4 protein-coding genes are annotated in these 5,372 nt (G+C 69.4%); all 4 read left to right on the top strand.

All coding sequences use genetic code 11. The features are described from left to right. Positions 1 to 601 precede the first annotated feature (601 nt). The 4 genes from AC0699_RS39180 to AC0699_RS39165 all read left to right on the top strand — a co-directional run bounded on the left by AC0699_RS39180 (position 602) and on the right by AC0699_RS39165 (position 4,952). Complete coding sequence (locus AC0699_RS39180) at positions 602 to 916, top strand: trypco2 family protein (protein ID WP_453659014.1); 315 nt, start codon at positions 602 to 604, stop codon at positions 914 to 916. A gap of 5 nt (positions 917 to 921) precedes the next feature. Beyond that, positions 922 to 3,930, top strand: coding sequence for a tetratricopeptide repeat protein (locus AC0699_RS39175; protein ID WP_478671286.1), 3,009 nt, complete (start codon positions 922 to 924; stop codon positions 3,928 to 3,930). Between the two features lie 567 nt (positions 3,931 to 4,497). Further along, positions 4,498 to 4,707, top strand: coding sequence for a hypothetical protein (locus AC0699_RS39170; protein ID WP_478671281.1), 210 nt, complete (start codon positions 4,498 to 4,500; stop codon positions 4,705 to 4,707). A gap of 23 nt (positions 4,708 to 4,730) precedes the next feature. Next, the gene (locus AC0699_RS39165; protein WP_478671276.1) at positions 4,731 to 4,952 is read left to right on the top strand and encodes a hypothetical protein; all 222 of its coding nucleotides are present in this window, start codon (positions 4,731 to 4,733) and stop codon (positions 4,950 to 4,952) included. The last annotated feature ends 420 nt before the right edge of the window (positions 4,953 to 5,372 follow it).

Below are 5,372 nucleotides of genomic sequence, written 5' to 3'. Positions count from 1 at the left end.
CCGGGCCAGCCAGGCCCTCTTCGCCTGCCGGAACTGCGGGGTCGTTGCCCACGCGGACCGGAACGCTTCCCACAACATCGCCCGCAAGGGCGAGGCTGTGTGGACTGCGGGGCGTGAGTCACGCGTCCCTGCCACCCCATAGGGGTGTCTGGACGGAGGAGCCCACCCAGCAGCCAGCCGGGCGCTACCTCCAAGCCCGGTCCTTCAGGACCGGGTCAAGTTGACGGATCCGCAGCCGAGACCGCACGTCATCAGACCCCATCGGCCCGCCGGCTGCCCACCGGGACACGTACCGCTCGAAGATCCACTTGATCACCGAGCGAACCGGTCTGCCCCTGTCCGCCGAAATCTCCGCAGCATCGAAGGCAACCTCACCCACGCCGACCCGGCCCCCTGGGAAAGCTCCTCCACCAGGCCACGCACACCTCACCCACGCCCCAGGCCGCCGGCGCGGACCGTAACGGACAACCCTGTGCGGTGAGCCGGAGGAACGGCTCGCTGAAGGGCCATGCGGATGCCCCCAGATGAGCGCCGCCGCGGCGCTCCACGCGCTAGCGTGGGGCGCGCTGATGATTCGTCACACATGATGCGGGGGTGCTCGGTGCCGGACGAGGTGTGGGTGGGTCTGGCGGAGGCCGTGCGCGGTGTCCGTGCCGAACTGCAGGCAGCGATGGCCGCCGGGCAGGGAGAGCCGTTGCAGTTCGAGGTGGGCCCGGTGGAGCTGGAGTTCGCCGTCGACGTCCGCAAGGAGAAGGCGGGCGACGCGACGGCGAAGGTGTTCGTCTTGTCGCTCGGCGGGAGAACCAGCCGGGCCACGGCGGACTCCCACCGGATGAAGATCACTCTGCAGCCGACCGATGCCCAGGGCAATCCGGCGAAGGTCAGCAGTCAGGTCGATGAGCTGCCCCCGGAGTAGCGGCCGTGCTGGGCGCATGGGTCGACCGTCGTCGTCTCGCCGAGGTATGGGCAGCCCGTCGGGCGGGTGAGCGCGGTGCGTCGTTCGGCACGGGGACGCTGATCGCCGGGCGACTCGTGCTGACCGCCTGGCACGTCCTCACCGATGAACGGGGCTGTCCGTACGAGCGGGTGCTCGTCCGGCTCTTCGGCAAAGGGCTGTACGACGCACAGGTCGTCTGGGCGGATGCGGCCATGGACGCAGCCCTGATCGAGGTCCCCGATGCGGGGGAGCCGGGCGGCCGATCGATGCCGGAGGGCATGGAGGGCATGGCCCCGGTCCGGTTCGGCTCTCTCGTCGGCCAAGGAGTACGGGTCGCCTGCCAGGCGACCGGGTTCCCGGACAGCCTCACGCCGACGGGCAGCGACCGCGAGATCGACCAGGTCGACGGGTACATCAATCCGACCGCCGGCTCGCGGACGGAGCAGTACCTCATCACGGTCGGACACCGGCCCGACCACAGTGTGCGGGCCCCAGGCGCGCGGCGCGCGGGCTGGCACGGCATCTCGGGGGCGGCCGTCACCTGCGGACCGCTGGTCACGGGTGTCGTCACGGAGGACACCCCCGGCTTCGATTCCCGCCGTCTGACCGCGACACCGATCCATGCGCTGGCCCGGCGACCGGACTTCCGCAGCGTGATCGAGAACGCCGCGGGCCGCAGCCTGGTCCTCGAACCCGTCGAGATGCAGGAAGTGTTCACCCCCTGGTACCCGGCTCTCGCACCCGCGTCACCCGCATCCCTGCTGCGGCCGGAGTACGAGATCGTCTCGTTCCGCCCCCGCGCCGAACTCGGCACGCTGCTGCAGTGGTGTCGCACCGGCCACCTGCTGTCCGGCCTGCTGATGACCGGACCCGGCGGCCAGGGCAAGACCCGCCTCGCCCGGGAAGTGGCCTCGCGGCTCGGGGCCGAGGAGTGGGCGGTGGGGCATCTGGCGCAGGCGGAACAGCTGTCGGCCGAGCATCTGCGGGTGCTCGCGTCGGCCGCCAGGCCCCTGCTGCTGATCGTCGACTATGCCGAGACGCGTACGGCCCTCACGACGGCACTCGTCAAGCACCTGGCCAACCACCCCAGCGGCCACCCCGTCAGGGTCCTGATGATCGGGAGGACGGACGGCGACTGGTGGCAGCAGGTGCGTCGGGACGCCGCGCCGGGGGCGGCGCTCGCAGCCCGGCCGCTGCAACTCCCGCTGCTCGAAGCGGCGGACGGCACTGTGCTGACCAACGCCCGAGAACAGGCACGGCAGCAGCTCGCCGCAGCCCTGGCGCGGATTCCCGGCTACGGCGTCACAGGCGGCCAGGACGGACCGGCCGCCCGCGGGCCGGCCGCGCCGGGCAGCGACGAGGTATCGGCCCACGGCGCGGGCCACGCCCTGACCCTGCACATGTCCGCGCTCGCCGATCTGCTGACCGGCGACGGCGACGCCGCACAGGACAGCCCCGAGGACGTCATCCTCAGCCATGAGCACTCCTATTGGAGCCGTACCGCCCACCACCACGGACTCGGTTCCGAGCAGCAGCGGCTGACAGCCTTGACCATCGCTCTGCTCACGGGAGCGGATTGCCGGGCCCGGGCCGTGGACACGCTCGCCCTCGTCCCCGGGCTCCGCGACACCTCCGAGGACACCCGGCTGCGTCTGGCGACCTGGATCCACGACCTCTATCCGCCCGACACCCCGCGTGCGTACTGGGGAAGCGTCCACCCGGACAGGCTGGCCGAACACCATCTGGCACGCGAGCTCACGAAGCATCCCGAACTTCTCAACGCGGTCCTGCCGCACACCACCCACGAGCAGGCACTGCACGCGCTGACGGTCCTCACCCGGGCCCTCGCCCTCCCCCTGAGCACCGACGCGCTCGGCGAGCGGCTGCGGAGCCTGATCGGCGACCATCCCGCGACGCTCGCGCTGCCCGCGATCACCATCGCCCCGCAGGCCCAGACCCCTGGGCCGCTGCTGGACGCTCTGCAGCCGATCTGCTCCTCGGCACAGCTGTCGGACGAGCTGCGCGACCAGTTGTACGGCGCGATTCCCGATCAGACGCAGCGGCTCGCCGACCACGCACTGACGCTCGTCGGCCGCCAGGTCGACCAGCACGCACAATCCGTCGCTTCCGCCGGGTGGTGGCGGACGCTGCGGCGCCGGCGGGACACCGGCCGTATCGAGAAGCTCGCCGGGGCGCTCGACAATCTGTCGATCCGTCTGGCCGAGCTGGGGCGGTGGGAGGAGGCGTTGGCGGCGAGCACACGCGCGGTGGAACTCCGGGAGAAGCTTGCGGCGGCCCGTCCCGAGGAGTTCCTGCCCGACCTGGCGGTGTCGTTGAACAACTTGTCGGCGGATCTTGCGGGGGTGGGGCGGTGGGAGGAGGCGTTGGCGGCGAGCACACGCGCGGTGGAGATCCGTGAGGAGCTTGCGGCCGCCCGCCCGGAGGTTTTCCTGCCCGACCTGGCGGTGTCGTTGAACAACTTGTCGGCGGATCTTGCGGGGGTGGGGCGGTGGGAGGAGGCGTTGGCGGCCAGTACGCGTGCGGTGGAGATCCGTGAGGAGCTTGCGGCCGCCCGCCCGGAGGTCTTCCTGCCCTACCTCGCGGTGTCGCTCAACAACCACTCCAACCGGCTGGCGCAGCTGGGGCGGCAGAAAGAGGCACTGGAGGCGATCATGCGCGCGGTGGTGATCCGGGAACGACTGGCGCGGGCGACTCCGGATGCCTTCCTGCCCGACCTGGCGGTGTCACTGAGTAACTGCGCGATCCGCTTGGACGAGTGCGGCAAGCGCCCGGAAGCGCTGTCCTCGGTGAGCACGGCCATCGGTCTCCTCGAAACGCTGGCGTCCGGGCGGCCCGCGGTCTTCAACGAACTCCTGACCCAGTGCAGGGCGCTACAGGCGGCACTGAGCGGCGCGCCTCCCGTCCCCGAGCAGAAGGAGAGTGTGGACACCAGGCGAATCGGCGGGCGGCACATGATGAGCCGAAGCCCGTGACCGCAGCGGGTACGGGTTGGTACTGGTCGGTGGCGATCGCCGATACCGCTCAGCCAAGGTCAGGAGAGGGGAGCTGACCCTCGGTTGGGGCGCGGGGCTCTCAGCATGCAGGCACCGGGCCGTGGCCGCGAGAAGGCGTCGCAGCTTCTCCTTGTTCTCGCCGTGGGTCCGCATATACGCCGTCAGAGTCGGCTCAGGATCTCGCCCTGACCTTATTCATAGGAAGTCCCTGGTCATGGGCGCTCCAGCACGGCTACCGTCAGCGTCCTCACTCTCACAGTCCTTGGGGGGACATTCATGCCCGTCCGCACGCTGCGGCCTATGCCAGCACTCGGCACTGTGATTGCCGGCGTGCTGATGGCCTCCGGTTGTTCCGCAGGGCCAGATGCGCCAGCAGGCCCGGCGGGCCCGCGGGCGACCGCATCGGCCAAAGCCGCCGTAGCACCTCTGACGCGGGCACAGTTGCGGGCGCTCACCTTCAAAAAGGGCGAAGTTGCGAGGGCGCACGAAGCCGGGCTTCCCGTGCAGGACCCCCAGCCAAAAGAGGAACAGCGCTCATTCCCGCCGGTGTCCGACCCCACTTGCCAGACCATGCTCGACATCCGCAACGGGGAGCGCGCGTCCACCGTCGTCCTTCAGGTCTTCAACTGGAAGGGTGACATCTGGGGTGGCGGCTCGACGCTTGCCGCCTACGAAGACGGGAAGGCCCAGCAGGACTTCACACAGCTCAAGCAGGCACTCGGCTCCCGCCGCTCGTATGAGGCACAGGCTGGGTAGGGAAGGTCAAGACCACGCTGACGATGGAACAGGCTCCAGACGGCGGGGACGAAGCCGTGCGGTTCCAAGAGACGGTCCCCATGGGCCCTGAGTACCCCGGGGATCGCAACCAGCAGTTCACCGTGGTGCGGGCCGGGAACACGATCGTGACGTTCCACAAGCTGAACATCGGCGGCACCGCGTCCTTCCCCGCCGATCTGGTCAACCGGCAGGTCGAGCGGTTGCAGAACGCACAACGCCCCTGAAGGCAGCACGAGGAGGATGTCTCGGCAGGACACTTGCGTCGCCACCTGGAAGAGGGCCACGTCCAGACGTACCGCGACGAAATCCACGTCCGTCGTGACGCCTGACCACACGCTACTTGGGACTCAGATACATCTCGGTACATCCGGACGGATCTGCAGTGGCCAAGCGCGAGCTATCACCGTGAGCAAGCCTGGGATGCGAGCACGACCAACAGATGCAGTCCGAAGCTGACGTCGCACTGTCGTGAGCATGGGAGGAATCTGGGAGAAGATCTTCTCCCGGCCCCTTCTGAACAGCCCTCGATGCCAACCAAATTCCAACGTCCTGACGCGTAAATAGCAGCAGGTCAGGCTGGGTGTGGGCAGGATTGAGTGCCCGGCGGTCGTTGAGCCGTCGGTTGTCCGGGTCCGGGCCGGTCA

This window comes from Streptomyces sp. NPDC043870, assembly GCF_056435785.1.
This window is presented reverse-complemented; position numbering and strand designations above follow the sequence as displayed.